General features: G+C 37.9%; 3 protein-coding genes. All 3 read left to right on the forward strand.

Features of this window, described 5'->3' with window-relative positions; translation table 11 throughout:
* A partial coding sequence (locus tag ACT3T6_RS17625; protein ID WP_444625973.1) for a hypothetical protein occupies positions 1–431 on the forward strand: 431 nt, incomplete at its 5' end.
* 4 nt (positions 432–435) lie between these two features.
* Positions 436–1,200, forward strand: a complete 765-nt coding sequence (locus ACT3T6_RS17630; protein ID WP_226913596.1) for a hypothetical protein — start codon at positions 436–438, stop codon at positions 1,198–1,200.
* A 59-nt stretch (positions 1,201–1,259) separates the two neighbouring features.
* The gene (locus ACT3T6_RS17635; RefSeq protein WP_193054557.1) at positions 1,260–2,534 is read left to right on the forward strand and encodes a PIN-like domain-containing protein; all 1,275 of its coding nucleotides are present in this window, start codon (positions 1,260–1,262) and stop codon (positions 2,532–2,534) included.
* Positions 2,535–2,644: the final 110 nt, after the last annotated feature.

Here is a 2,644-nt window from a genome sequence, read left to right on the forward strand (position 1 = left end):
AAGGGGACGAAGAAAATGTTAACGAAGAAGCCGTCGAAGCAGTAGAGCCCAAAGGAAAAACTCTTGCCAAGCCAAAGAGAACTTCTTCCGCAAAACCGGAAACCTTTAAGACCGTAGAACTTGGGCTGAATGCCGATGAGAGGCAAGCCTTTAAAGATTTCTATGCAGAGAAGAGCCCGTCGGGGCAGTCAGATCATGTCTTGACCGTAATTTATTGGCTAATCAAAAATACCAACAGAGAATCTTTGAGCAAAGATGAAGTGTTCACGGGGCTTCGTACCGTGAATGAAAAGGCTCCAAAAAGGCTAACTTCCGTACTTTCTAATCTGGCTATATCCTCATATATTGTTAAGAGTGGCTCGAATTCAAGCCTTCACCATATAGGCGAGGATTATGTTGAACGAGATCTCCCTAAGAAAAAGGCAAAGTAAGTAAATGAATCAAGATTTAGATGATTTCGTTCTTCAGATTGAAAATTTCGAAGAGCTAAAAAAAACGGAATTAATTGACTTTTTTGTTTACTTCATTACCGTAATCAAAGAAGAGGATTCTGCGAACTCTCGCCAGCTGAAAGAGTGCTTTGATATTTTAAGGATTGAACCGTATTCCAATATACCTTCATATCTTTCTGCGAAAAGTAAGCGAGGGAAAGGAAAGAAGTTCATAAAAAAGAAAGATGGATATATTCTTGAGCGCTCTGCCGAACTGGATCTTCAAAAAAAATTAAGTACAGGGCCGTCGAAGAGAGAAACCTCTTATCTTCTAAGAAATATGCTCTCAGATATAACGGACTCGCATCAAAAGTCTTTCCTTCAGGAAGCCATCGATTGCTATGAAATAGGGGCCAAACGAGCAAGTATAGTTTTAGCTTGGATTTTGACTGTAAACCATTTATATAAATACATATACAAGCATAAAAAAAATGAATTCGACGCCGCTCTATCAGCGAACACAGACAAAAGAGTAAAAATATCAAAGCTCACTTCCGTTGATGACTTTACTGAAATTCCAGAGGGTAAGTTCATTGAGTTCTGCCGCTCAGCAAAGATCATCACCAATGACGTTAGAAAAATTCTTGATGAAAAACTCGGAACACGTAACTCAAGCGCTCACCCATCAGGAATATCAATATCTGAACTTAAAGCAACTGAGTTCATACAGGACCTGGTAGAGAATGTAGTCCTAAAGTACAAAATCTAACAAAGTGCTGTTGTCGGAAAAGTTTTCCGCAAAGCGCGCCGTTCAATGATGGAGATAATATGAAGGACCTTTTCCCCGGCCACTTTAAAGAAAGTGAAAAGAATTTAAAGCAGGTGTGGGATTCCTGCATTTTTGTATTTGATGCAAATATATTATTGAATTTTTATAGGTATTCTGATTCTGCTAGACGCGAGTTTCTTCAGCTTCTTCAAAAAATACAAGAGCGTGTATGGCTGCCTCATAGAGCTGCCGAGGAATATTTAAATAATCGACTATCGGTAATTGATCAACAAGAACGCTCATATGACGAAACGGCTAAAGCTATAAACTCTTTAAGGAGTGATTTGGATAACGCTCGTCAACACCCCTTTGTTAGTCAGCAGACAATGAATCAAGTCAATAAGGTCTTTGACCTTCTTTGTAATGAGTTGTCAGAAAACAAAGGGATTCACACCAAACGTATTTCTAATGATGAAATTAAAGAGTCTATTTCTTCCATATTTGAGAATAATGTAGGGCAGCCATATTCTAGAGAAGATCTAGAAAATTTGATTGTTGATGGCGAGGAACGTTATAAGCAAAAAATTCCACCTGGATTTAAAGATGGCATCAAATCTGGAGATAGCGATGTATTCACAGAGAAGTGTCGAAAATATGGAGATTTGATCGTTTGGAATCAGGTTATCGACAAGTCAATTGAAGCCAAAAAGGGCATAGTTCTTGTAACTGATGATAAAAAGGAAGATTGGTGGGAAAAATTTAAAGGAAAGACTATTGGCCCCAGACCAGAGTTGGTGAAAGAATTTAAAGATAGAGCTGAAAATACATTTCACATGTATCAAGCAGATAGGTTTCTTGAGCTAGCAAGAGAGAATTTGAATGAACAAGTTAGTGATGAAATTGTCGAGGAAATAAGAGAAGTTAGAAGGCGAGATAAGATTGCTTATAAGAAAATGAAGGAAATGGAGTTCATAAAAAGAAGAAAATTAAAAGTGCATCACCTTATGGATGAGCTTGAACAGGTTCGTCATCAAATGATGTCATATGAAAAAGAAATGAGCATGCTGCAAGAAAAAAGACATATGTTGGAGAATGAACGAAATAGTTTGAGAGAGCATCGAAATCATATGCTACATGACGGTGATAGAGAAGTTGATATTGATCGTTTGATGCAACATTACGAGTCAGTTTCAGAAGATTACGCCCAAATCAAACAACATTTAGATCATTCGAAAAGTAAATATAATGAGATGTCACGACACATGATGAGTCTTGAACAAGAGTTAGCTCATAGCATGAAAGTCATTGAACAAGAAAATGCAGCGGACTCGTAAACTCGCCGCTGATTTTGGTGTTAGCCATTAAAAGAAGCAAAATTATGAGCCCTGAAAACCACGAGCTTACCGATGCTGACATAAAGGAGTTCCTTGAGGGGGTATTCTTG

The organism is Halomonas sp. 72, assembly GCF_052379785.1.
Classification (GTDB): Bacteria; Pseudomonadota; Gammaproteobacteria; order Pseudomonadales; family Halomonadaceae; genus Vreelandella; species Vreelandella citrativorans.

Coding starts and splice junctions, on each gene's coding strand:
- ACT3T6_RS17630 (WP_226913596.1), top strand. CDS start 436: ATGAATCAAGATTTAGATGATTTCGTTCTTCAGATTGAAAATTTCGAA.
- ACT3T6_RS17635 (WP_193054557.1), top strand. CDS start 1,260: ATGAAGGACCTTTTCCCCGGCCACTTTAAAGAAAGTGAAAAGAATTTA.